Annotated in this window: 21 protein-coding genes and 1 riboswitch; of the genes, 7 read left to right on the top strand and 14 right to left on the bottom strand. The window is 67.2% G+C overall.

Translation table 11 applies throughout. The features are described 5' to 3' along the window. Positions 1 to 3: 3 nt before the first annotated feature. A riboswitch (cobalamin riboswitch) is annotated at positions 4 to 213 on the bottom strand. 143 nt (positions 214 to 356) lie between these two features. Continuing rightward, positions 357 to 917: a TetR/AcrR family transcriptional regulator gene (locus ACSVDM_RS08840; RefSeq protein ID WP_439263950.1), complete on the top strand. Its 561-nt coding sequence runs from the start codon at positions 357 to 359 to the stop codon at positions 915 to 917. Between the two features lie 430 nt (positions 918 to 1,347). On the opposite strand, the gene ACSVDM_RS08835 is transcribed toward ACSVDM_RS08840, so the two are convergent. The 6 genes from ACSVDM_RS08835 to glpK (ACSVDM_RS08810) all read right to left on the bottom strand — a co-directional run bounded on the left by ACSVDM_RS08835 (position 1,348) and on the right by glpK (ACSVDM_RS08810) (position 7,365). Continuing rightward, positions 1,348 to 1,845 carry an SRPBCC family protein gene (locus ACSVDM_RS08835; protein ID WP_439263949.1) on the bottom strand — a complete coding sequence of 166 codons (498 nt, stop codon included), beginning with the start codon at positions 1,843 to 1,845 and terminating at the stop codon, positions 1,348 to 1,350. Positions 1,846 to 1,952: 107 nt separating this feature from the next. Then, the gene (locus tag ACSVDM_RS08830) at positions 1,953 to 3,170 is read right to left on the bottom strand and encodes an RNA polymerase sigma factor (protein WP_439263948.1); all 1,218 of its coding nucleotides are present in this window, start codon (positions 3,168 to 3,170) and stop codon (positions 1,953 to 1,955) included. Next, on the bottom strand, positions 3,167 to 3,502 hold the full coding sequence (locus tag ACSVDM_RS08825) for a YciI family protein (protein ID WP_439263947.1): 336 nt from the start codon (positions 3,500 to 3,502) through the stop codon (positions 3,167 to 3,169). The genes ACSVDM_RS08830 and ACSVDM_RS08825 overlap by 4 nt, the downstream gene beginning before the upstream one ends. A 76-nt stretch (positions 3,503 to 3,578) precedes the next feature. Further along, positions 3,579 to 3,998: a VOC family protein gene (locus ACSVDM_RS08820; protein ID WP_439263946.1), complete on the bottom strand. Its 420-nt coding sequence runs from the start codon at positions 3,996 to 3,998 to the stop codon at positions 3,579 to 3,581. 158 nt (positions 3,999 to 4,156) lie between these two features. After that, on the bottom strand, positions 4,157 to 5,836 hold the full coding sequence (gene glpD / locus ACSVDM_RS08815; RefSeq protein ID WP_439263945.1) for a glycerol-3-phosphate dehydrogenase: 1,680 nt from the start codon (positions 5,834 to 5,836) through the stop codon (positions 4,157 to 4,159). Between the two features lie 26 nt (positions 5,837 to 5,862). Continuing rightward, positions 5,863 to 7,365: a glycerol kinase GlpK gene (gene glpK / locus ACSVDM_RS08810; protein WP_439263944.1), complete on the bottom strand. Its 1,503-nt coding sequence runs from the start codon at positions 7,363 to 7,365 to the stop codon at positions 5,863 to 5,865. A 122-nt stretch (positions 7,366 to 7,487) separates the two neighbouring features. Between glpK (ACSVDM_RS08810) and ACSVDM_RS08805 the strand changes: the two genes are divergently transcribed. Continuing rightward, complete coding sequence (locus tag ACSVDM_RS08805) at positions 7,488 to 8,240, top strand: IclR family transcriptional regulator (RefSeq protein ID WP_439263943.1); 753 nt, start codon at positions 7,488 to 7,490, stop codon at positions 8,238 to 8,240. 28 nt (positions 8,241 to 8,268) lie between these two features. Continuing rightward, positions 8,269 to 9,771, top strand: coding sequence for a glycerol kinase GlpK (glpK, locus tag ACSVDM_RS08800; protein WP_439263942.1), 1,503 nt, complete (start codon positions 8,269 to 8,271; stop codon positions 9,769 to 9,771). A gap of 244 nt (positions 9,772 to 10,015) precedes the next feature. Here glpK (ACSVDM_RS08800) and ACSVDM_RS08795 read toward each other — a convergent pair whose 3' ends face one another. After that, on the bottom strand, positions 10,016 to 10,486 hold the full coding sequence (locus ACSVDM_RS08795) for a winged helix-turn-helix transcriptional regulator (protein ID WP_439263941.1): 471 nt from the start codon (positions 10,484 to 10,486) through the stop codon (positions 10,016 to 10,018). A 243-nt stretch (positions 10,487 to 10,729) separates the two neighbouring features. Between ACSVDM_RS08795 and ACSVDM_RS08790 the strand changes: the two genes are divergently transcribed. From ACSVDM_RS08790 to ACSVDM_RS08780, 3 genes are all read left to right on the top strand, one after another. Beyond that, a complete protein-coding gene (locus ACSVDM_RS08790; protein WP_439263940.1) occupies positions 10,730 to 12,598 on the top strand; it encodes an FAD-dependent oxidoreductase in 1,869 nt (622 codons plus the stop codon). Between the two features lie 214 nt (positions 12,599 to 12,812). Continuing rightward, on the top strand, positions 12,813 to 14,333 hold the full coding sequence (locus ACSVDM_RS08785) for an MFS transporter (RefSeq protein ID WP_439263939.1): 1,521 nt from the start codon (positions 12,813 to 12,815) through the stop codon (positions 14,331 to 14,333). Next, positions 14,320 to 14,901 carry a TetR family transcriptional regulator gene (locus tag ACSVDM_RS08780; protein WP_439263938.1) on the top strand — a complete coding sequence of 194 codons (582 nt, stop codon included), beginning with the start codon at positions 14,320 to 14,322 and terminating at the stop codon, positions 14,899 to 14,901. The genes ACSVDM_RS08785 and ACSVDM_RS08780 overlap by 14 nt, the downstream gene beginning before the upstream one ends. A 51-nt stretch (positions 14,902 to 14,952) precedes the next feature. On the opposite strand, the gene ACSVDM_RS08775 is transcribed toward ACSVDM_RS08780, so the two are convergent. Further along, the gene (locus ACSVDM_RS08775; RefSeq protein ID WP_439263937.1) at positions 14,953 to 15,807 is read right to left on the bottom strand and encodes a YybH family protein; all 855 of its coding nucleotides are present in this window, start codon (positions 15,805 to 15,807) and stop codon (positions 14,953 to 14,955) included. Positions 15,808 to 15,898: 91 nt separating this feature from the next. Beyond that, positions 15,899 to 16,843 carry a sigma-70 family RNA polymerase sigma factor gene (locus ACSVDM_RS08770; protein ID WP_439263936.1) on the bottom strand — a complete coding sequence of 315 codons (945 nt, stop codon included), beginning with the start codon at positions 16,841 to 16,843 and terminating at the stop codon, positions 15,899 to 15,901. A 133-nt stretch (positions 16,844 to 16,976) separates the two neighbouring features. Here ACSVDM_RS08770 and ACSVDM_RS08765 point away from each other — a divergent pair, with 133 nt between their 5' ends. After that, positions 16,977 to 17,336 (top strand): nuclear transport factor 2 family protein, encoded by a 360-nt coding sequence (locus ACSVDM_RS08765; RefSeq protein ID WP_439263935.1) that lies wholly within the window; start codon positions 16,977 to 16,979, stop codon positions 17,334 to 17,336. 23 nt (positions 17,337 to 17,359) lie between these two features. Here the strand turns inward: ACSVDM_RS08765 and ACSVDM_RS08760 are convergent, their stop codons facing one another. From ACSVDM_RS08760 to ACSVDM_RS08740, 5 genes are all read right to left on the bottom strand, one after another. Further along, positions 17,360 to 17,995, bottom strand: a complete 636-nt coding sequence (locus ACSVDM_RS08760) for a TetR/AcrR family transcriptional regulator (protein ID WP_439263934.1) — start codon at positions 17,993 to 17,995, stop codon at positions 17,360 to 17,362. Then, positions 17,995 to 19,542 (bottom strand): MFS transporter, encoded by a 1,548-nt coding sequence (locus tag ACSVDM_RS08755; RefSeq protein ID WP_439263933.1) that lies wholly within the window; start codon positions 19,540 to 19,542, stop codon positions 17,995 to 17,997. Before ACSVDM_RS08755 ends, ACSVDM_RS08760 begins: the two co-directional genes overlap by 1 nt. 229 nt (positions 19,543 to 19,771) lie before the next feature. Next, positions 19,772 to 20,509, bottom strand: coding sequence for an SDR family NAD(P)-dependent oxidoreductase (locus ACSVDM_RS08750; protein WP_439263932.1), 738 nt, complete (start codon positions 20,507 to 20,509; stop codon positions 19,772 to 19,774). Next, positions 20,506 to 21,528, bottom strand: coding sequence for a phosphotransferase family protein (locus ACSVDM_RS08745; RefSeq protein ID WP_439263931.1), 1,023 nt, complete (start codon positions 21,526 to 21,528; stop codon positions 20,506 to 20,508). The genes ACSVDM_RS08750 and ACSVDM_RS08745 overlap by 4 nt, the downstream gene beginning before the upstream one ends. Further along, positions 21,525 to 22,733, bottom strand: coding sequence for an acyl-CoA dehydrogenase family protein (locus ACSVDM_RS08740; protein WP_439263930.1), 1,209 nt, complete (start codon positions 22,731 to 22,733; stop codon positions 21,525 to 21,527). Before ACSVDM_RS08740 ends, ACSVDM_RS08745 begins: the two co-directional genes overlap by 4 nt. Between the last annotated feature and the right edge of the window lie 75 nt (positions 22,734 to 22,808).

The following is a 22,808-nucleotide window of genomic DNA, read 5'->3' as shown; positions in this document are numbered from 1 at the left end:
GTGGATCCCGATACTTCGGGCGCAGGTATCCTGGCTCCCGGATCGACGCACCTCCGCCGGCCTTCCAACCTGGGTAGGTCGTGACCACTAATCGGCGGATTGCTCCCCGGTGACAGTTGCGGGACAGCCCCGGATTCACACCGGTGTTCCCTACGCCGGATACGACCCTACAACGATCTCGTCTGGCACCGAACACCGTTGGTCTCGGGCTTTACGCCGGATCGCGCGAGCGCCGGCCACGTGTCGCGACCATCCGGCTACTCAGGCGATGTGCGGCAATGCCCCGTCGACCTCCGATATCGGCGGTTTCGGGCGGGAGGCCGGAACGATCACGGTCGCCGCGACAGCACCCGAGCATGCGCCGGCTGGCCGATGAACTCGGGACAAGCACCGCCGCGATCTACCATCACTTCCCCACCAAGGCAGCCCTTTTCACCGTGATACTCGGCGCGCTCGCCGACGAACTGCAACGCCCCGAACTCCCCGATGCACCCAGGGACCGCCTGATCGCCATCGTCTGCTATCTCGTGGACACCCTGGACCAATTGCCGTGGGTGGCAGACATTCTCGTCACCGGCCAGAGCTTCGGTCGCTCCGCGATGTGGATGCTCAACGAATTCGTCGATGCCGCGACCGACCTGGGTGCCACCGACCGCAAGGCCGGATACATGTACTTCACCGTCTGGCGGTTCGTCGTCGGCGAGCTGATGAGCCGCCGCGCCGCCCGAACCCATCACGGCACAGAGCCCGCCCAGCCCTACTGGTCGGACCTGATCACCACCGATCAACTCACCGACTTCCCCACCGTCGCAAGACTGCTCCCCCAATGGTCAGACATCCGCGCCGAATTCCACACCGAGACAGCTGTTGCCGACGTCATCGACGGACTCGTCGCGAGCATCACACGGAACAGATGAGTTCTCACATCACTCGACGACGAAACCATCGCGTCAGCTGCCATCCCTGTGCGCTGCGCGATGCCTCCGCAGTACGGGAAATGCGCAATTTCAGGCTCTCCCCGTCGAGTTCACTACCAGGCACAAATGACCGAGCACGACTCGATCGAGAGCCTTCGGAGCCAGGATCCGTTACACGCGTTATCGGTCGCAATTCGCTCGACTGCTCTGTATGAATTGGTCACCGGCATTCCGCCGTTCAAGTATGCCGAGCAAGCCACGATGGTCGCGGTGCGTCTCACGGCCGAACCACCGCGATGCACGCGGGCGCGACCGGCCAGGGCAAGACGGCCTCCAGCCCGGGCGGCACGCTCGTCGCCGCCGACTCTGCCCGCTACTACCTGCCTCCGATCAGGGAACTCAAAGGCCGGTCCCTTCGAGTCGCGATGGATCAGGCGTCGTACTTCGCGAACGGCAGGCCGGTGCCGGTGGCGATCAACTGCGGAAGGCTCTTGGTGATGTAGAAGTTCCAGCCGCGGGAGCATTCGTCGAAGCATTCGGAGTCTGCGGCGGTCAGGCCTTTGTGCGTGAAGTGCAGGGTCGTGCCTGTCTGGTCGGCCGTGATGTCGAAGACGACATCGGTGCCGGTCCACTCGTCGCGGTCGTCGACGAAGCTGAGGTCGGAGTCCACGACGTGCCAGACCATCCGTTTGCCCGGCACTACCTCGGTGATCCGGAACCGGCTGAACCGGATGCCGTCCTTGTTCGTCCTGGCCGTCTCGCCCGCATAGTCGACGTCGTCGGTGAAGACGAATTCGTCGCCGACGGCGGCCGTATCGCCGATGATGTTCTGGTTCCACCAGCCGCGCACATCGGTGACGGCGGCGAAGACCTCGTCCGGTGTATGGCCGACCGACATCGTGGCGCTCAGGTACTCGGTGTTCGACATCTTCTTGCCTCTCTCTATCGGGTGGTTGTGTACCACCGACGAAGCAGAGCGCGCGGGATCGACATCGGCACGAGAAAAAGTTCTCCGAGACTTCCGGAACGGATCTGTCAGCGTCCGCGGAGGCGTTCGGCCAGGTAGCGGCGCTCGGCGTCGGTGGGGGCGAGTTCCAGCGCGGCCTCGTACGCTGCGGTGGCTTCGGTGATCCGGCCGTCGCGGCGGAGGAGATCTCCTCGGGTCGCGTGCAGCAGGTAGTAGCCGTCGAGGCGGCCGGACTCGGCGATCTCGTCGACGAGGGCCAGGCCGGCTGGGATGCTCTCGGCCATCGCCACCGCCACGGCACGGTTGAGATCGACGACCGGGGACGGCGCCAACTGCGCGAGTTCGCGGTAGAGGGCTGCGATCTGTGGCCAGTCCGTGGACGCCGCGTCGGGCGCGGTGGCGTGGCAGGCGGCGATCGCGGCCTGCACCTGATACGGGCCGGGACGACGCACAGCCAGCGCGTCGTCGAGCGTCGCCACGCCTTCGGCGATCAGCGCGCGATCCCATCGCGACCGGTCCTGGTTCTCCAGCGTGACCAGCACGCCGTGGTCGGTGCGGTTCTCGCGGCGCGCCTCGAGCAGCAGCATCAAGGCCAGCAGGCCGCGCGCCTCGGGCTCGGTGGGCAGCAGCCGGACGAGGACCCGCGCGAGATAAATCCCCTCGGCCGCGAGCCCGCGGGTTTCGTCCTCGTCGTCGTAGCCCTGGTTGAAGATCAGATAGAGCACCGCCAGGACGGCGGGGAGTCGTTCCGGCAGCAGTTCCGGCGGTGGCACGCGGTACGGGATGCCCGCCTCGGTGATCTTGCGTTTCGCGCGGACCAAGCGTTGTGCCATCGTTGGCTCGGCCGTCAGGAACGCCTTCGCTATCTCGGCGGTGCTCAAGCCCGCAAGCGTGCGCAATGTGAGAGCGACCCTGGCCGGGAACGGCAGCGCCGGATGGCAGCAGGTGAAGATCAGCCGCAACCGCTCGTCGGGAATCCTGTCCGTCGGCGGCTCGATCGGGTCTCGTGCCAGCACGGCGAGCCGGCGCAGCTTCGCGGCCGCGGCCGTGTCCCGGCGGAGCCGGTCGGTCGCACGGTTGCGCGCCGTCGTGGTGAGCCAGGCGCCCGGACGGCTCGGCACACCATCGCGCGGCCACGTCGTCAGCGCCGCGGCGAACGCCTCCTGCGCGCAGTCCTCCGCGAGATCCCAATCTCCGGTCATCCCGATCAGGGTCGCGACCACCTGGCCCCACTCGTCGCGAAACGCGGCCGCCACCGCCGCGCGAACCGCCTGTGGCGCAGTCATTCCCAGACGGGGCGGATCTCGATGCAACCCCGACTCGCGTACGGATGACGTGCTGCGATGGCGATCGCGTCATCCAGATCCGCGCAGTCGATGATGTCGATGCCACCGATGAAGTCCTTGGTCTCCGCGAACGGCCCGTCGGACACCAGTGTTTCTCCATCGCGGTTGCGGACTGTCGTCGCATCGGCCACCGGGCGTAATCGCGCGCCGCCGAGGCTCGCGCCGCGCCGCCGCACTTCGTCCTCGTACGCGCGGTACGCCGGATCGGCGGCGATCTCCTCCATGGTCGGCGAAGTCGTCTCGTCGTCGCAGATCAGCAACACGTACTTCATGCCGACATCATGCACGCAAGAAACGCATGCCGCACCACCCCTGGCGCGTCTACCTCAGGCGCGCCGGCGACGCCGATCAGTGGTGGGCGGTGATGTCGAACATCCAGCTGATCCCGAATCGGTCCACGAGCGAGCCCGCCTCATCTCCCCATACTTGCCTTTCGAGAGGCAGCGTAACGGCGCCACCGACGGACAACTTCTCGAAGTAGTCGCGGAGTTCTCCGTCGTCGCCATCGAGGAAGATCGCGACGTTGTTGCCCGGCCGATAGGAAGGGTGGCCGGGTCTTTCATCCGGGAAGTCCCATGCCATCAACGTGTACCCGGCAGACGTGTCCAAACGGGAGTGCATGACCTTGTCAGCGCTCGGCGAGTCCGATGAGCCGAAGTCCGCGACCGTCGAAACCTCCAACACTCCACCGAAGACCTGCTGGTAGAACTCCATCGCCTCCCGCGCGTTGCCGTTGAAGGTGATGCACGGACTGACCTGTGAACTCATTGGAACGCTCCTTCATGCACTGACCGATCGGGCTGCCCGATGACTGCCGGATCAAGACTCCCAAAGAATCACGAACACCCTCTGTCGTGATTCTTGAAAGAACGCCCCTCACCCTCCTCGGCGACCCCGAGTTCTTCGACCCGTACGTAAACGGCCGATCAGCCGACGGCGACGAGGCGGGCACTGTTGGCCGATTCGTCGTCGCTCGCCTGATTGGCCAGCAGTTCGGCGTGGACCCGGTCACGGTAGCGATCGATCTCGAGTTCGGTGGTCGCGTCGTCCCAGCCGAGGAGTGGAGCGACGAGGCGGGCGACGACGGGGGCTGCGGCGAGGCCGCGGTCGGGGACCTCGATGGAGATGCGGGTGCGGCGGGTGAGCAGGTCGTCGAGATGCAGAGCGCCCTCGTGGGTGACCGCGTAGACGATTTCGGCGGCGAGATAACCCGGGGCGCCTGCGAGGGGTGCGCGCAGGGCGGGGTCGGCGCCGACGAGATCGAACAGGTCGGTGGCCAGGGAACCATAGCGGTCGAGCAGATGCCGCACCTGCTCGGGCGACAGTCCTGTGCGGGTGGCCGATTCCTTTGTCGCGGCGAGCATTTCGCGATAGCCGTCCGCGCCGAGGATCGGCAGCCGCGCGGTCGGTGACGCGGGTACGTGCCGGGCGAGCCTGGCGGCGGCGGCGTCGACGACGTCTTCGGCCATCACTCGGTAGGTGGTGTATTTGCCGCCCGCGATGACGAACAGGCCGGGCACGGGTTCGGCGACGGCGTGTTCGCGGGAGAGCTTGGCGGTCTCCTTCGACGCCCCGGTCATCAACGGTCGCAGCCCGGCATAGGTGCCGACGATGTCGGCCCTGGTCAGCGGCTCGCGCAGCACTGCGTTGACGTGTTCGAGGATGTAGTCCACGTCGGCCGCGGTGGCGGTGGGGTGGTTCTTGTCCAGCGACCACGGGGTGTCGGTGGTGCCGATGATCCAGTGCTCGGCCCACGGGATCACGAACAGCACCGACTTCTCGGTGCGCATGATCAGGCCGGTGTGCAGGTCGAGGCGGTCGCGGGGCACGAGGATGTGCACGCCCTTCGACATCTGGACGTGGAACGGGAAGTCGACGCCGGTCATCGAGATCATGTCGTCGGTCCACACACCGGTCGCGCTGATCACGGTGCGTGCCCGGACAGTGTGGGCGGCACCGGTTTCCAGATCGAGCACGCGTGCGCCGACGACCCGCTCGCCGTCGCGTTCGAGCCCGATCACCTGGGTGCGGGTGAGGACCGTCGCGCCCTGTTCGGCGGCGGTGCGCGCGATCATCATCGTGTGCCGGGCGTCGTCGACCTGGGCGTCGTAGTAGCGGATGGCGCCGGTCATGGCGTCGTCGCGCAGCGCGGGAGCCAGGTCGAGTGCGCCGGAACGGGTCAGGTGCTTGTGCATGGGCACCGTCCGGGCGCCGCCGAGGGTGTCGTAGAGGGCGATGCCCGCGCCGATGTAGGCGCGCTCCCACACCCGATGCCGTAGCGGGAACAGGAACGGCACCGGGCGTACCAGGTGTGGTGCGAGCGAATTCAGCAGCAGCCCACGCTCTTTGAGCGCCTCCCGGACCAGGGTGAAGTCCATCTGCTCGAGATAGCGCAACCCGCCGTGGATGAGTTTGGACGAGCGGCTGGAGGTGCCGGCGGCGAAATCGCGGGCCTCGACGAGGGTCACCGACAGGCCGCGCGCGGCCGCGTCGAGCGCGGCGCCCGCGCCGGTCACGCCGCCGCCGATAACCAGCACGTCGATCTCGGTGTCGCCGAGTGCCGCGATCGCCGCGGCGCGGTAGGTGGGGTCCAGGGAAACGGTCACAGTGTGCTCCTTGGTGTGGTGATGCATCAGTCGAGGTCGGCCCAGCCGAGGGTGCGTTCGACGGCTTTGAGCCAGCGGGTGTAGCCGCGTTCGCGGTCGGCGTCGGACCAGGTGGGCAACCAGCGCAGGTCTTCGTGCCAGTTGGTGCGCAGTTCGTCGGTGCCCGCCCAGAAGCCGGCGGCCAGCCCGGCCGCGTAGGCGGCGCCGAGCGCGGTGGTCTCGGCGACGACAGGTCGGGAGACGGGGACACCGAGCAGGTCTGCCTGGATCTGCATGGCGAGGTTGTTCACGGTGACGCCACCGTCGACCCGCAACGTGCTCAACCGCGTCCCAGCGTCACGCTGCATGGCCTCGACCACGTCACGGGTCTGATAGGCGATGGATTCCAGTGTCGCCCGGGCCAAATGGGCGTTGTTGCTGTAGCGCGAGAGGCCGACGACGGCGCCGCGCGCGTCCGGTCGCCAGTAGGGGGCGAACAGGCCGGAGAACGCGGGCACGAAGTACACGCCGCCGGAATCGTCGACCTGGGCCGCCATGTCCTCGATCTGCGCGGCGCCCGCGATGATGCCGAGTTGGTCGCGCAACCACTGCACCGCCGAACCGGTGACCGCGATCGACCCTTCCAGCGCGTAGGCGGGTGCGTCGTCACCGAACTGGTAGGCGACGGTGGTGAGCAGCCCGTGGGTGGAATCCACGATGTCGGTGCCGGTGTTGAGCATCAGGAAATTGCCGGTGCCGTAGGTGTTCTTGGCCTCGCCGGGCCGAAAGCACACCTGGCCGACGGCCGCGGCCTGCTGGTCGCCGAGTGCGCCGGCGATCGTCACCCTCCCGCCGAAGGGGCCGTCCGGCATCGTGGTTCCGTATCCATCCGGGTTCGACGAAGGCGCGATGGTGGGCAGCATGGCGGCGGGAATGTCGAAGACGCGCAACAGTTCCTCGTCCCAGCGCAAGGTCCGCAGATCCATCAGCATGGTGCGCGAGGCGTTGGTCGGGTCGGTGACGTGGGTGCCACCGGTGAGGTTCCAGATCAACCAGCTGTCGATGGTGCCGAACAGGGCATCGCCACGTTCGGCGTCGGCGCGAACCCCCTCGACATTGTCGAGGATCCAGCGCAGCTTGCCGCCGGAGAAATACGGTGCGGGACGCAAGCCCGTCCGCTTGCGGATCAGTTCGGTGTGCTCGTCGTCCAGGTCGGCGATGAGGCGATCGGTGCGGGTGTCCTGCCAGACGATGGCGTTGTAGTACGGGCGGCCGGTGTGGCGGTTCCAGACCAGGGTGGTCTCGCGCTGATTGGTGACACCGACCGCGGCCAGGTCGGCGGCGGTCAGACCGGCCCTGGCGAGCGCGGTCCCGACGACGGTGCGGGTTCGTTCCCAGATCTCCGTCGGATCGTGTTCCACCCAACCGGGTTTCGGGAGAATCTGCTCGTGCTCGAGCTGATGCCGTGCGACCACGCTGCCCGCGTGATCGAAAACCATGAAGCGCGTCGAGGTCGTGCCCTGATCGATCGCGCCCACATACCGGTTCATCGTGGTCCTTCCGCGAGCTCGCCGTCGAGCCCGTTCACCGGGGTCCACGCTAGGAACGAGTCGAGCGGCGAGCCACGGTCACCGTTCGACAATGCTGAACGCCGGGCTGATAGGTTCAGACGATGCCGGGTCCGATCCAATCGATCGAACGTGCCGCGGCCGTGCTGCGGCTGCTCGCGCGTGGGTCGGGCCCGATGGGCGTCGGCGAGGTGGCGACCGCCCTCGACCTGGCCAAACCCACCGCCCACGGGATCCTGCGGACACTGCTTGGCACGGGTTTCGTCGACCAGGATCCGGTGACGGGTCGCTACCTGCTCGGGCCCGCCGTGCACGAGCTCGGTTCCGACCACCTCGACGTCAACGAGTTGCGCTCACGCGCCATCCACCGCGCCGACGCACTCGCCGCACGCACCGGCGAGTCGGTGCGCATGGCGGTTGCCCGCCCGGCCGGGGTGACGGTGGTGCACCACGTCTTCCGGCCGGACAACAGCGAGCAGGTCCTCGCCGTCGGCGAAGTGCTGCCCGCCTACGCCACCGCCCTCGGGAAAGTTCTGCTCGCCTACGAACCGGCCGCCGAACGCGGTGCGCTCCAGGCGTTCACCCATCGCACCATCACCGATCCCGCCGCCTCGACTCGCTCGATCGCCGAGGTCCGGCGTGCGGGCTGGGCGGGCGAGGTCGAGGAATACCGCACCGGCGAAGCGGGCATCGCCGCACCCATCCGCACCAGGGGCGGGTTGGTGGTCGCGGCCATCGGCATCTCCGGACCGGTCGACCGGCTGTGCGACAGCCACTCGCGGCCGCGTGCCGGACTGGTCGACCAGGTGCGTGCCGCCGCGCAGGCCGTGCATCGTGACCTGACGGCGGCGCGATGATCGAGCGAAACCTGCCGAAAGGCTTTCTATGACACCACGTTTCGTCCTTGCGATCGATCAGGGCACCACCTCGAGCCGGTGTCTGGTCTTCGACCGCCATGCGCGCTTGGCCGGGCTGGCCCAGCGCGTACACCGCCAGCACTATCCTCGGTCCGGCTGGGTGGAGCAGGACGCGCTCGAGATCTGGCGGACCGTCGAACGGATCCTGCCCGCCGCTCTGCGCGATGCCGGGATCGGCGTCGAGCAGGTGGCGGCCATCGGCATCGCCAACCAGCGCGAGACGACCGTGGTGTGGGACCGGGCGACGGGCGTGCCGGTGCGTCCCGCCATCGTCTGGCAGGACATCCGTACCGAAGAGTTCGTCGAATCCCTCCGTAGTTCGCCTGCGGCACAACGCATCACCGAACTGAGCGGACTACCGCTGGCGACCTACTTCGCCGCGCCACGCCTGCGCTGGCTGCTCGACGACGTCGAGGGGCTGCGGGCGCGCGCCGAACGCGGTGAGGTGCTGTTCGGGACCATGGAATCCTGGCTGATCTGGAACCTGACCGGCGGTGTGCACGTCACCGACGTCACCAACGCGGGCCGCACCCTGCTGATGAACCTCACCACCCGGCAATGGGACGACGAACTGTTGCGGCTGTTCGACATTCCGCGCGCCATGCTCCCCCGCATCGAACCCTCCACCGGCGACTTCGGCACCGCGGTCACCGCCGCACCGGGCGTGCGGATCGGCGCCGCACTCGGCGACCAGCACGCCGCCCTGTTCGGCCAGACCTGTTTCGCACCCGGCGAGACCGAATGCACCTACGGCACCGGCGGATTCCTCATGATGAACACCGGCGCCGAGCTCATCCGCTCCGCACACGGCCTGCTCACCACCATCGGCTACCAGATCGGCGAGGAACCGGTCTACGCCTTGGAAGGCCCGATCGCGGTCACCGGCTCACTGGTCGGCTGGTTGCGCGACATCGTCGGCCTGATCACCACCGCCCCCGAAATCGAAACCCTCGCAAGCACTGTCGACGACAACGGCGGCTGCTACCTGGTCCCGGCCTTCTCCGGCCTCTACGCCCCGCACTGGCGCAGCGACGCCCGCGGCCTCCTGATCGGCCTGACCTCCTACGTCACCAAGGGCCACCTGGCCCGCGCGGCACTCGAGGCCACCGCCTGGCAGACCCGCGATGTCCTCGAGGCCATGAACGCCGACGCGGGCCTGCGCGCACGCTCGTTGCGGGTGGCCGGTGGAATGACCTCCAACAACCTGCTCATGCAGATCATCGCCGACGTCCTCGACATCCCCGTCACACGACCCTTGGTCACCGAAACGGTCTCCCTCGGCGCCGCCTACGCAGCGGGCCTGGCTGTCGGCTACTGGCCGGATCTGCAAGGACTACGCCGCAACTGGCGCGCAGCCGCCCAATGGGTGCCCGGTCACAACCGCTCCGCCCGCGAAGACGAATACGAGCACTGGCAACGGGCCGTCCAACTCAGCATCGGCTGGTCCCGGCCGACCCGCCGCCCCCACTGAGCAGCGCTGCGAACACAATGCCACCAGGTCAAGCGGACTGGTCATTCACCGCGTCGGCGCTATCGCCGACGACTCTCATCCGAGTTGCCGTGACGTCGTAAGTCCCAACTCTCGAGAAGGTTGGGCAGCATTCGACCGAGGCCGCGCTGGGTTCACAGATGTCGTCGATGCGACCCACCCCACGCGTGGGTCGCCGTCACAACCTATTTCTCCGATCGCTCGACTCCCCCGTCATTGCAGGCGATTACCGGCGGCGTGGACGGGCGGACGCGCCCGGTCGCACGACGACCTGGTTGTGAGCAAGGGCGGCGTGGTCGTGACTGCACTCGACGACCACTCGCACGGGCGCGTCGCAATCGGCGTGGCGGACATCCAGGAACGGCCCCTCCGGATCAGCCGTGTACTTGTCTCCCCATTGCATCAGGGAGACGATGACAGGCCACAGGTCCCAGCCCTTCTCGGACAGCCGGTACTCGTTGCGGGTGCGTCCGCCCGGCGACTGGTAGGGCCGGGTCATCAGGATGCCTGCAGCGACAAGCTTGCGGAGCCGGTCGGCGAGAACAGCCTCCGACATGCCCAGATGGTCACGGAAGTCGTCGAACCTGCGGACGCCGTTGATCGCCTCGCGAACGATCAACAAGCTCCACTTCTCGCCGACCAGCTCCAGCGTTCGCTGAACGGGGCAGTTCGCGGTGTCCAGACCGAGCCAGTCCACATCGCACCTCACTTCGACATTGACAGTCAGGTGCATCCTAGCTAACTTCGCTTGCGAAAGTCATCTCACGAGTCGGTATCCAGACGGACACCGACGCAGCGGCCGCTGCCCGGTAGGTGACGTTCAGGATCTGCGCCATCGACCGGTCGAACTCGGCGCCCCGTTGTCCCGATAGCCCGAACGCCCAGGAGAGCTCATGCTTGCCGATCGGTTGAACAACTGCGTATCTCGCCACACGACGACATGGCCGAGCCCCAGCGGCCGGACCCACTGCACACGATGACAGCCACAGCACGGCGCTCCACGAGCAGCGCACGACTTCTCGTCCAAGCAACGGACTTTCACGACCGAGGCGGCTGGCTGCTCGACTCGCAGTTCGACGTCGAGATGGGCGCCCCCTACCTGTTGGCCCATGGCCTCGGAGTGCCGGTGGCCGACGCCCGAGCGACGCTCGAGATCCCCGAGGCGGGCAACTATCGCATCTGGGTCCGCACCAAGGACTGGGTACCGACGCACCACCCGGGACGCTTCGCCGTCACCATCGGTGACCACACGCTCTCGAAGGAGTTCGGCGCAAGCGGCCAGGGGTGGATGTGGGAAGACGCCGGGCTCCTGCACCTCGACAGCGGCCGGACAGAGGTGACCCTCCGCGATCACACAGGCTTCGACGCACGATGTGAAGCGATCTATCTGAGCCTCGACGATGCGCCGCCTCCCGAAGGCAGCGGCGCTCAGGCGCGCGAGTGGCGCCGCCGACTGCGCGGCCTTCCTGAAACACCCACGGATGCAGGCGAATTCGATGTCGTCATTGTAGGTGGAGGCGTTACGGGCGCCGCCGGAGCCCTGGCGGCCGCCAGGCTCGGGCTACGGGTCGCCCTCCTGCACAATCGGCCCGTCCTCGGGGGAAACGCGAGCGTCGAGATCGGCCTCACTCCCCGCGGCGAGACCGGACCGCTCGTGCATGAGCTGTCGAAGCGCCACCCCGACGGCGATCTGATGGCACGCCAGGTCCTCGAGGCGGAATCGAACGCATCGCTCTACACCGAGCACCAAGTCTTCCGCGCGATCACCGCCGAACGACGAGTCACCGCGGTCGACGCCCGCGACACACGGACAGGGCGGGAGTATCGATTCTCCGCTCCGCTCGTCATCGACTGCAGCGGGACGGCGATCGTCGGCCTGCTCGCGGGCGCACGAACCCTGTTCGGCCACGAATCCAGGGCCGAGTACAACGAACCGACGGCTCCAGCCGAGCATCTCGACCAGCATCACGGTCACACGCTGTTCTTCCGGACTCGCGAACACTCGGAGCCGGTGCCGTTTCCGGATGTCCCCTGGGCGCAGGCCGTCGCGAAGGACTACGCGAATCTCGGCGGGCAACTGGTGGAGCCAGGGGTCGACAACGGGCCAGGTCCCGTGGCGGGGCGATTCCGTGATCCGGATCCGGCCATCCGACGCCGAATGCTGTTCCCCGCCACGCATTTCTGGGAGTACGGCCAATGGCTCGATCCGTATACCCAGGGCGAGGAAATTCGCGATCACCTGCTGTGCGCGATCTATGGAACCTTCGCCAACGTCAAGGCCCTCGAACCGGATACCTACGCAAACCTGGCGCTGGACTGGGTCGCTTTCGTCGCCGGGCAAGGGGAGTTCCGACGATATCTCGGCGGATACGTCTTGACCGAGAACGACATTCGCGAGCACCGACGCTTCCCCGACACAGTGGCGATGAACTCCGGGGCGTTCTGTTTGCACTACCCGATCGACGACGAATACGACTTCCGCCTGAAGGACTGGAAGTGGGACACCCGCGACGGCCTCCCGTTCGAAGTGCCGTTCCGATGCCTGTATTCAGCCGACCTGGACAACGTGATGATGGCAGGCAAGCACATCAGCGTCACCCACATCGCCGGCTCGGTCACGAAGTTCATGGGCAACGGAGCGCAGCACGCGATCGCAACGGCCGCCGCCGCCGCACTGTGCCTGAAGTACGACCTCACGCCGCACCAACTCCGCGACAACCACATCGAAGAGTTGCGCCGGATCGTCGGCGACCTGACGGACGCGGTGAACCAGACGGCCGACAACGGTCGAAAGAACGAGAAGGACTGAAGGCAGACCTTCACCGCGAGCGGGCACACCAGGTCCTGGCCGGCATTGCGCACGAACGCGAGGACCGTGGACGCGTCGAGCAGACGTCCTCTCGATAGGCGGTCAGTTCCGGGGCCGTTCGGGCCGATTCCGGCCGGCGGAATCGGCACCGTTCTCGGCGTCTAAAGTCCATTTGGACTGTACAACCAGACAGGCAGACGGTTAGGCTGGTGCGGTGAGCCCAGACCTCGAAACGAACCGTGCGGGTAGACGCGAATGGTGGGCGCTCGCCGCCCTGGTCCTGGTGGTGTTGCTGCTCACGATCGACGGCACGGTCCTCTACCTGGCCGTCCCGTCACTGACCACCGACATCGCACCGACCGCGACGCAACTGTTGTGGATCGGCGACATCTATTCGTTCGTGCTGGCGGGCTTGCTGATCACGATGGGCAATCTGGCCGACAAGATCGGGCGCAAACGGCTGCTGCTCATCGGTGCGGCGGCGTTCGGCTGTGCGTCGGTGCTTGCCGCGTTCGCGCCGAACCCGGAAACGCTCATCGCCGCTCGCGCGCTACTCGGTGTCGCGGGCGCGACACTGATGCCCTCGACACTGTCGATCGTCCGTCACCTGTTCGGTGATCCACGGCAACGCACCACCGCGATCGCGATCTGGTCCGCGGGCGCCACAGCCGGTGCCGCGCTCGGGCCACTCGTCGGCGGTGCGCTGCTCGAACGGTTCTGGTGGGGCTCGGTGTTCCTGATCAACGTGCCGATCATGCTGGTCGTCCTCGTCGCGGGCGTCGTGCTGCTCCCGGAGTCGCGCGGCGACGCCAACCGGCCGGTGGACCTCATCTCGGCGGCACTGTCGATTGTCGCGATCGTGCCCCTGGTGTACGCGATAAAGCATTGGGTCGGAACGGGATTCGACTGGACTGTGCTCGCGTTCGCGGCAGCGGGTGTGGTGGCAGGATGGTTGTTCGTGCGCAGGCAGTTGAATCTCGAGTACCCGCTGCTCGATATCGCGCTGTTCCGCCGACCGGCTTTCACGGGTGCGGTCACCTCGTCGGCATTGTCGATCTTCGCGTTCATGGGTCTGCTGTTCTTCTTCTCCCAGTACCTTCAGCTCGTGCGCGGTTACGGGCCGCTGCGGGCCGGGATGGCCGAACTTCCGGCCACGATCGCGTCGATCGTGGTGATCGCCTTCGTCGGTGTGCTCGTCACCCGGTTCGGCCCGGGCCGCTCGATCGGCGCCGGTCTCGCCACTGCCGCGGTCGGCCTTCTCCTGCTCGGGTTGTCCGCCACCCACTCCGGGTATTGGGGTCTGGGTGTCGCCTTGGCGGTACTCGGTCTCGGCGTGGGTGTGGCCATGACCCTGGCGGTCGACGCGGTGGTCACCGCCGTGCCCCGGGAACGCGCGGGCGCGGCGTCCTCGATCGCGGAGACCGCGTACGAACTCGGCGGGGCGCTGGGGATCGCGGTTCTCGGGTCCATCCAGTTGGCGAACTACCGGTCGCATGTGAACCTGCCCGCCGATACCGACCCGTCCCGCGCCGCCGTCGTGGAGGACTCGCTCGCCGCCACCGTCGCGACGGTCGACGACCCCGGCATCGTCGCGCTGGCCAAGGACTCCTTCGCCCACGCCATGCAGACCACATCGTTCATCGCGGCGGCGATCCTCGCCGTCGCGGCGATCCTCGCTTGGCGTGCCATCCCTTCCCACGGCACTGTGAAAGTAGCTCGACATGACGAAGTCTGACCGCGCAACCACCGGCGACCGCACCGCTACCCGCGACAAGGAACGAACCCGCCGCGCCATCTTGGACGCGGCCGAGGCGGTATTCACCGAACGCGGCGCCAATGTGGCCCTGGCCGATATCGCGGTCGCGGCAGGCGTCACCAAAAGCGGTCTCATGCACCACTTTCCCCACCGCGAAGCACTCGTCAACGGAGTCACCGAGCACATCCTCACCCGCTTGCACGAAGAGGTGCGCGCCCAGATCGACCTGTCGGAGAACAGGCCCGGAAAATTCACCCGGGCCTACATCCGCGCCTTCACAGGCGACAGCGAATACGTGAAACGAGTCCTCGCCCCCACCAGCCTCATCACCACCCTCGGCACCTCACCGGAGCGCGAAGCCCTCTACGAACGAGACGCCCGCATCCTTGCCGATGCCTTCGCCGCCGACGGTCTCCCCCACACCCGGCTCCTCCTGATCCGATACGCCACAGAAGGGCTCGCGGTCGCCGCCGCCAGCCCCTATCTGTCGGACGAAGACCTCGAGATCGCCCGCGCTGAACTCCTCGCGATGACCGAGGTCGAATAATCGCACCGACCTGCGGCCACCCCGCAACGCGGCAGTACCGACGCAGGTTGGTCACGCACTTCGCGTCGGCTCGTCCTGGGGTACGAGATCTGTTGCCGCCGCACCGGTTTCCGGGTCGTAGGGGTAGGACACGTGCTGGTGCACGAGCAACCACCGTCCACCACGCCTGCGGAATACCCGGGTGCCTCGCGACCACGAGTGATCGACCTGCCCGTTCGCGTCCTCGGCGCTCATGTGGTTGAGGCCCCACACCACGGCGAGATCACCGCGGACCTCGACTGCCATTTCGGGGACGTCCCAGGTCACCCGCCCAGGAGCGGATTCGAGTCCCCGCCGGCAGACCTCGCGGACGTTGTCCGCGCCGGTGTAGCGCAGCGGTGCGTCGTGTTCGTAGGATTCGACGTCGTCCGCGATCTCCGCCATCAGGCTGTCGAGGTCCTTCTCGGCAGTCGCGGCGAACCACCGCTGATGCAGTGCGCGGATCTCGGCGATGTCGTCGGCCGGGTCGGCGGTGGTGTCGGGGAACGAATGGTGTTCGTGGGCCACCCTCCACCGGCCATCTTCCTTGCGCAGGCCGAGAGTGAGGCGCAGGCGGGTATCGGGTTCGGCCGCAAGCTCTTCCGGCGATCCACACCGAAGCAGAGCGTGGGCGTAGGCGATGTCGGAGCCGGCCGACACGTTCAGCTCGACGATGTCGAAGGCGGCGCCGCGGCCGAGCCAGGTGAAGAACGGTGGCCAGGTCTGCCCGTAGGCATCGAGGCCACGGACGCCGTTCTGCGGTGGCGGCACGTCGTACATGACGATGTCGGCGGTGTGGTCGGCCAGGACATGCTCGAGGTCACCCGCGCGGACGGCGGCGGCCCACTCGTGGATCAGGGTGCGGATCTGGTCTTCCTCGTGCGACATGACGGTCTCCCTTCGGGGTGCCGAGGGCGAACCCCGGCCGTGGGAACGTCCCACTACCGGTATGACCCAGCCGGTCGTGCCGAACTAATCGTCAGTCGGTCACGAATTCTGGGAGAGCGAAGCGGGCGAACAGTGTGGGGTCGAGGAACGACACCACATCGGTGATCGCACCGCCGCGCACTGTCAGCACATCGAGGGCCATGGCCGCGAAGACGGAACGCTCGGGGTCCCACCAGTAGGTGCCGAACGCGGGTTGGCCGTTGGCCACGGTGGGGCGGAAACGCCAGCGCCAGTGCAGCGGGCCGGTCACCAGGAATTCCCGGATCGCGGGTTGTCCGCCGTACCACTCGGGCAGTGGCGGCATGGCGTAGCGGGCGTCGGTGGCGAGCAGCGCGATGATGCCGTCGACATCGGCGTTCTCCCAGGCGGTGGCGTACCGCTCGGCGAGGCGGCGCGCCTGCGGATCGTCGGGCGCCACAGAGGGTTCGCGCTGATCGAGGCGAGCCCGCGCCCGTTGTAGGGCGCTGTTGGCCGATGCCACGGTCACGTCCAGCAATTCGGCGGTCTCGCTCGCGGTGAAACCGAGGACATCGCGCAACAGCAACGCACCCCGCTGCACGCCCGGCAACTGCTGGATCACCGCGACGAACGCCAATTCGATCGACTCGCGAGCCGTATAGCGTGCTTCCGGCCCCGGCTCCCCCACCCCGATGCCGGGAAACGGTTCGAGCCAAATCCGTTCGGCCGCAGGCGCATCCGGCTCCGAATCCATCGGGAGTTCGCGTCGGCCGCGCTGTTCGAGCATGGTCAGGCACCGGTTGGTCGCGATCTTGTACAGCCACGGCCGGAACTTGCCGGGATCGATGAGGTTCGCGCGCGAGCGCCACGCGCGGAGCAAGGCCTCCTGCAGGGCGTCGTCGGCATCATGCACCGAACCGAGAAAGCGGTAGCAGTGCACGTGCAGTTCCGCGCGCAAGGGGCCGACGCGGCGGTCGAACTCGGCGCGATCGGCGGCAGGACCATCGGCACTGTCCACCTCGCGATCATGGCACACCTCAGCGTCGGTGTGCCCGGGGCAAGATGTCGATTCATATGGGTCTCGTCGGCGCCTCGCTCTCTGCGGAAAACGAACATGGCGTGAGTGGACATCGGCTGGCAGGGTGAGGTGCATGGAGAACTTGCGGGACGCCGAGCGGCGGTTGCAGGCCGCGCAACTCGCCGGGGATGTGCAGGCACTGGACCGTCTGCTGGATGACCGGTTGATCTTCACCTTCGGCGCAGACGTCTACACCAAGGCCGACGATCTGGAGCTTCACCGCACCCGGACCCAGGTGGTGACGACCTTGGTCGAGGAAGAGCTGAACGTCCTCACCGACGGGCATGCCGGGGTGACCTGGTTTCTCGGGACGATCGAGGGGACCGTCAACGGCGAGCCTTTCGGAGCCAGGATGCGCTACACGCGTTCATGGTTGCACGACGATGAGCACGGCTGGCGGATTATCGCAGCACATGCCAGCGCGACGGACTGATGCTCCTGTAACCACAATTCAGTTCAATCGTCTCGCCCGCGAGCTCTCGGAGACGACACTCGATCGCTGTCGACCGAGCCGCTTCGCGACAGCGCTTTCCGGAGAACCGCTCGAATGTGTCCGGGGTCGACGTCCCGGTCATCGAGGAGGATGGCTGTACACAAACCGTCGGACAGCGCGACGAAAGCCTCGATCGCATCGGAGTCGTCCGTCTGTGTTCGGGCGAGTTCGGCGACTTTGTCGCGCCAGGCGCGCGCGGCCGGGCGTAGCGCCGGGCGGCGCGCCGCGAGGGTCGACAGCTCCCGCTCGGCGAGAGCTCGTTCACGTCCCGGGCCGGCGGATTCCGCGATGAGTTCCGACAAGCCGTCGAGGGGATCGTCGTCGGTGTCGATGAGATCCTGGATGCGGTCGGTGTACTGCTGCGTGACGCTCGTCAAGGCGGCCACCAGCAGATCGTCCAGGGTGGCGAAATAGTAGAGGGTCAGGCTGGTGGTGATCCCGGCTTCCTTGGCAACGGTGCGGTGGGTGACACCCGTCGCGCCATCGCGGCGGACGATCTCCAGCGTTGCCTCGATGATCTGAGCTCGTCGCCGGTGGCCACGCGCCTTGCGTCCGTCGGCAAAGTCCGGCTCGACTGCCATCGCCTTGTCGTCGTTCATCACTCGCTCCCGGATGGCGAGACCGCCGCCTCGGCCGGCCGGTCGACGGCACCGAGTGGCTCGAGGTGCCGCAGCGTCACGAAACACACCAGGGAAGCGATCGCAATCGCGGCACCTGCTGCCACAGACGCGGTGTTGAGTCCAACGGTGAACACGGTTCGCGCATGCTCCAAAGCGTCGCCTGATATCCGGCTCGCCAACGATGACGCGCCGGCGAGGCTGTCACTGTAGGTCGCGGCCACCGATGCGGACAACCCGGCGGGAATCTCGATGCTGCTGCGGTAGATCGCGGTGGTGAAGCTTCCCAAGAGTGCCACACCGGCTGCGATGCCGAGTTCCTGGACGGTCTCGGACAGTGCGGCCGCCGATCCTGCCTTGTCCGGCGGCGCCGCGCCGACAACGATGTCGGTGCCGAGCGCGGCGATAACTCCGAGGCCGAGATAGACAAGGGCGAAGCCCACGACGACGGTGCCGTTGCCGTCGGTGCCCGCCAGTGCCAACAACGCATACCCCGCCAGCGACAACGCCAGAGTCGCCGCCATGACCACACCGGGCGAGACACGCCGTGCCAGCAACGGTGCCCCGATGGCGCCGACGAGCATGGCAAGCGCGGGCGGACCCATCCACAAACCGGCCGTTGTCGGGGCGAAGCCCGCGACGAGCTGCAGGTATTGCGTCACCAGAAACATCGCGCCACCGAATCCGACGAGGCCGATCAACAGCACCGACAGAGCCGCTGAGAAGGTCGAACTGGTGAACAGCTTCAGGTCGAGCAGCGGTTCCGGCAGACGCAGTTGACGGCGGACGAACGCGACGGTGGCGACACCACCGACGACAGCGGCCGCCACCGCTGGGATGTCCATACCGTGCGCGGCGGCATGCTTGATCGCGTAGACGACCGGCAGTATCGCTCCCAACGACAGCCCGGCACTGAGTACGTCGAGCCGACCGGCAGGTGACCTCCGCTCCGGAAGGAACAACGGCCCGCCCGCCAGCACCAGAAGGGCGACCGGGACTGCGATGAGGAAGACCGCACCCCACCAGAGTGCTGCGGTCAGCACGCCACCCACGATCGGGCCCGCGGCCATCCCCAGGCCGAACGCTGTCGCCCAGACACCGATGGCCGATGCTCGCTGCCCGGGATCGGTGAACATCGTGCTGATCAGGGAAAGGGTCGAAGGCATCAGCGTTGCCCCGGCGACGCCGAGCAGCGCACGCGCCGCGATCAACCACAAGGCCGTCGGAGCGAATGCCACCGCGACCGAGGCTATCGCGAAAAGCGCCACTCCGATCATCAGGAGCCGGCGCCTACCGACCCGGTCACCCAGCGTTCCCATCGTGATCAGAAGCCCGGCAATCAAGAAGCCGTAGGCATCCATGATCCACAACGTTTCGGTCGCGGAGGGATCCAGGTCAACGGCCAAACTCGGAACAACCAAGTACAGGGCCGTCACATCAAGGCCGAGCAGCATGGTCGGCAACGCCAAAAGCGCGAGCCCACCCCATTCCCGCCATCCCGCGCGCCGATTTTTCTGATCACCGCTCATCGCCGAACCCCACATAGTTGAACCAACGTACTATTTGTACGATAGTTCAAATTACTGGCGACGACTCTGCTTGGCAACAGCTCCGTTCAAGGTCGACGACGAAACGGTGGGCGAGCACGAAAGGGGACGAACCAAACCCCGTGAGCTCAGACTCTTCGGACGGAATGCGCAGCTCCTCCCGCCTGATGGAGCTGATGAAAACGGCCAAGAGCTGATCGCAACAGCGCAGTCAGGCCCTGTAGCCGTCGGTGCCCGCGCGGGACATGACGATTGTCGGCACCACTGCGCGGGCGGACAGTCGCAGCAGTGCGTCGACCATCTCGACGATGTCGTTCACGGCGAGCATCTGGTCGGGGGGAACCTGATCGTGGATCCAGGCGCTCATCTCGGTGTCGACGTAGGCGGGTGCGATGGCGGTGGCGGTGACTCCGTTGCCGGATTCTTCGGCGTTGAGGGTGGCCAGCAGTGAGATCAGCGCCGCTTTTGCCGCGCCGTAGACGGCGAGCCCGGCCTCGGCGTAGACGCCGGTGATCGATGACAGCGCGATGACTTTCGCACCGCGACCGGGGTTTTCCCGGGCCCCGGCGCGCAACAGCGGCAGCGCGCCCTGGATCAGCTGGATGGGAGCGCGGACGTTGACTTCGATGGTCTTGTCGAAGCGCCGCATCGAAGATTCGGCGAGCGGGCCCGCGGTGCCGACACCCGCGTTCAGGATCAGGGCCGACATCGTCGCGAACCGATCCGTGTGCGCGCCTAGCACGCGCGCGACGCCCTCCTCATCGGACATGTCCGCAGCGGCAACGATCACTTCCGCCGCGCCGTCCGCACGCAGTTCCGCGGCGACTGCTCGCAGACGGTCGGCGTCGCGCGCGGTGATGGTCAGCGAATAGCCCTGCTGCGCCAGGTGTTTCGCGATGCCGAGGCCGATACCCCGGGAGGCGCCGCTGATGAGCGCGGACCTGGTCATTTCCGGTGTCCTTTCATTGCCCGCAGCCCGGCCGCCATGAATTCCGGCGTCGCCTCGGCCGCGCGTTCGGCGCCTGCTCCGGCGCCCGAGCCCTGGAGCGCGCGGTGGGTGATGCCCTCGCCGATCACGCCGAGTTTGAAGTTGGCGAGCGCGAGGTAGAACCCCCAGTCGACCAGGTCTCGGCCGGAGGCCGTCGCGTAGGCCTGTGCGAGAGCATCGGCGGTGGGCATCCGATCGCTGGTCCACGCGGCCGAGGAGCCGAGAACCAGGTCGAACACCGGCGAGCGGTACACACACATCAGCGCGACATCGGTGAGCGGATCCCCCAGTGTCGACATCTCCCAGTCCACGACAGCACGCACCCGGGCCGGATCGGCCGCGTCCAGGATCGTGTTGTCGATCCGGAAGTCGCCGTGCACGATCGAGGCCGCGGAGGCGTTCGGCACCGACTCCACCAGTGCCGCGTGCAGCGCCGCGACATCGGCGAGCTCACGGGTCTTCACCCGATCCCATTGGGACGCCCACAGATTCACCTGCCGTTCGACGAAGCCCGTGGGACGTCCGAACGTGCCGAGACCCACCGCGTCCGGGTCGATTTCGTGCAATCGGGCCAGCACGCGCACCAGCTCGGCCGCGCTCGCCGCCACTTGGGCGTCGGTGAGAGCGGCGAGGTCGTGCTGGTCGCGGATCACCGTTCCGTCGACGTATTCGACCACGGTCATAGGGGCGCCGAGCGCGGTGCCCTGCGCATCGAATGCGACGGTCTTCGCGACCGGCACCGCCGAGCCCTCTAGCGCCCGGGTCACGGTGAATTCGCGGGCCATGTCGTGGGCGGAGGGGGTGAGCCCGGCGACGGGCGGACGGCGCACCACCCAGCTCGACTCGTCGTCGGCGACCGCGAAGGTCAGATTCGAGCGGCCACCGCCGATCAGGTCCACCCGTAGCTCACCGCGCACCGCGACCCCACTGTCGCGCAGGAACTTCTCCAGTGCGACGACATCCATTCCGGGAAGGCTCATTTCATGTCCTGCTGTGCGCGACGGGCCGCGCTCACCGCGCGTTTGGCGATGGCCCAGCGGTGCACCTCGGACGGACCGTCGTAGATCCGGAACGGCCGGACCTCGCGGGAGAGCCGAGCCAGCGGCAGGTCGGCGGAGACGCCGAGGCCACCGCACATCTGCATGCTGCGATCGATGATTCGGAAGATCGCTTCGGCCGCATAGGTTTTCGCGATCGACGTCGCGTTCGCGGCGGGTTCGCCGAGGTCGAGTTCCCAGCATGCGCGGGTCAGCAGTGCCCGCGTGGCGGCGATGTCGATCTCGTTGTCGGCGATCATCTGCTGGATCATGCCGAGATCGCCGAGCCGCGAACCGAATCCGCGACGCTCGGCCACCCGCGCCACCGCGACGTCGTGACCGCGGCGGGCGGCTCCGAGCCAGCGCATCACGTGGGTCATGCGGGCAGGCCCCAGGCGCACCTGGGCGTATTCGAAGCCGCGGTCGACCGCCCCGAGTACAGCCGAGTCGGGGACGAGCACGTCGTCGAAGAACACCTCGCAATGGCCGCCGAGCATCGATCGGTCCAGGGTGTCGATATGGCGGCCAACTCGGATTCCCGGGGTCTCGGCCGGGGCGAGGAACATGGTCGCGCCACCACGATCTCCGGGTTCACCCGAGGTGCGGGCCATGATGATGAAGAAGCCCGCGCCGTCGGCGCCGGTGATGAACCACTTGTGACCGTTGATCCGCCACCCGCCCTCGGCGCGCACGGCGCGGGTGGTCAGCGCGGAGGGGTCCGAGCCCGCACCGGGGGCGGGTTCGGTCATCGCGAAGGCCGAGCGGACCTCGCCGCGCGCCAGCGGGGCGAGGAACTGTTGTTTCTGCTCGGGATCGGCGATGTGGGCGAGCATGTGCACATTGCCCTCGTCCGGGGCCGCGATGTTCAGTGCCGTCGGGCCGAACAGTGAATAGCCCGCTTCTTCGAAGATCGGTGCGCGGTTCACCATTCCCAGTCCGTGCCCGCCGTATTCGGTCGGTGCGTGCGGTGCGAACACTCCGGCTTCGCGTGCGGCGTGTTGCAGATCCTTACGCAGCGCGTCGCCGCCCGCGGCAGTGATGTCACCGTCGTGCGCGTCCTCGATCGGTAGCACCCGATCGCGAACGAACCCGCGGGTGCGGTCGGCCAGCCGCTGCACCTCGGGCGGATAGGACAGATCGATCGCCACGAAACCACTCCTCGCTCACAGACCGAACGATCGTTCGGCGTTGGACACTCAGCACACTGACATGTTTGCTATTAC

This window comes from Nocardia sp. JW2 (assembly GCF_051843015.1).
Taxonomy (GTDB): domain Bacteria; phylum Actinomycetota; class Actinomycetes; order Mycobacteriales; family Mycobacteriaceae; genus Nocardia; species Nocardia coubleae.
The sequence above is the reverse complement of the archived record's forward strand: the minus strand, read 5'-3'. Positions and strand labels throughout refer to the sequence as shown.

Coding starts and splice junctions, on each gene's coding strand:
- ACSVDM_RS08840 (WP_439263950.1), top strand. CDS start 357: ATGCGCCGGCTGGCCGATGAACTCGGGACAAGCACCGCCGCGATCTAC.
- ACSVDM_RS08805 (WP_439263943.1), top strand. CDS start 7,488: ATGCCGGGTCCGATCCAATCGATCGAACGTGCCGCGGCCGTGCTGCGG.
- ACSVDM_RS08835 (WP_439263949.1), bottom strand. CDS start 1,845: ATGTCGAACACCGAGTACCTGAGCGCCACGATGTCGGTCGGCCATACA.
- ACSVDM_RS08745 (WP_439263931.1), bottom strand. CDS start 21,528: ATGAGCCTTCCCGGAATGGATGTCGTCGCACTGGAGAAGTTCCTGCGC.
- ACSVDM_RS08825 (WP_439263947.1), bottom strand. CDS start 3,502: ATGAAGTACGTGTTGCTGATCTGCGACGACGAGACGACTTCGCCGACC.
- glpK (WP_439263942.1), top strand. CDS start 8,269: ATGACACCACGTTTCGTCCTTGCGATCGATCAGGGCACCACCTCGAGC.
- ACSVDM_RS08790 (WP_439263940.1), top strand. CDS start 10,730: ATGGCCGAGCCCCAGCGGCCGGACCCACTGCACACGATGACAGCCACA.
- ACSVDM_RS08755 (WP_439263933.1), bottom strand. CDS start 19,542: ATGAGCGGTGATCAGAAAAATCGGCGCGCGGGATGGCGGGAATGGGGT.
- ACSVDM_RS08780 (WP_439263938.1), top strand. CDS start 14,320: ATGACGAAGTCTGACCGCGCAACCACCGGCGACCGCACCGCTACCCGC.
- ACSVDM_RS08750 (WP_439263932.1), bottom strand. CDS start 20,509: ATGACCAGGTCCGCGCTCATCAGCGGCGCCTCCCGGGGTATCGGCCTC.
- glpK (WP_439263944.1), bottom strand. CDS start 7,365: ATGAACCGGTATGTGGGCGCGATCGATCAGGGCACGACCTCGACGCGC.
- ACSVDM_RS08775 (WP_439263937.1), bottom strand. CDS start 15,807: ATGTCGCACGAGGAAGACCAGATCCGCACCCTGATCCACGAGTGGGCC.
- ACSVDM_RS08765 (WP_439263935.1), top strand. CDS start 16,977: ATGGAGAACTTGCGGGACGCCGAGCGGCGGTTGCAGGCCGCGCAACTC.
- ACSVDM_RS08820 (WP_439263946.1), bottom strand. CDS start 3,998: ATGAGTTCACAGGTCAGTCCGTGCATCACCTTCAACGGCAACGCGCGG.
- ACSVDM_RS08760 (WP_439263934.1), bottom strand. CDS start 17,995: ATGAACGACGACAAGGCGATGGCAGTCGAGCCGGACTTTGCCGACGGA.
- ACSVDM_RS08830 (WP_439263948.1), bottom strand. CDS start 3,170: ATGACTGCGCCACAGGCGGTTCGCGCGGCGGTGGCGGCCGCGTTTCGC.